This is a genomic window from Paenibacillus sp. MCAF9 (assembly GCF_052114265.1).
In the GTDB taxonomy this organism is placed as follows: domain Bacteria; phylum Bacillota; class Bacilli; order Paenibacillales; family Paenibacillaceae; genus Pristimantibacillus.
On the sequence record NZ_JBFREL010000110.1, the window covers coordinates 1 to 319 of the forward strand.

At 53.3% G+C, this 319-nt stretch carries 1 rRNA gene; it reads left to right on the plus strand.

The features are described from left to right. Positions 1–172 precede the first annotated feature (172 nt). Positions 173–289 (plus strand): 5S ribosomal RNA (gene rrf / locus AB4Z45_RS33110). The last annotated feature ends 30 nt before the right edge of the window (positions 290–319 follow it).

A 319-nucleotide genomic window follows, 5' to 3' on the forward strand; every position in this document is an offset into this window, starting at 1 on the left:
GTTCGGGGTTCGGGGTGGAAGCACAGCAATGTGTGTAGCTGACGAATACTAATCGGTCGAGGGCTTATCCTAAACACGTTTACTGTGACCCATACATCCAGTAGACAGCAGCTAAAAAGGCTTCAGCAAGCCTAATCTTTCGTATCCAGTTTTCAGCGTGCAACACGCTACGTTTGGTGGCGATGGCGGAGGGGAACCACGCGTTCCCATACCGAACACGACCGTTAAGCCCTCCAGCGCCAATGGTACTTAGACCGCAGGGTCTTGGGAGAGTAGGACGTCGCCAAGCACGAGAGACCTATCGCATGTGATGCGATAG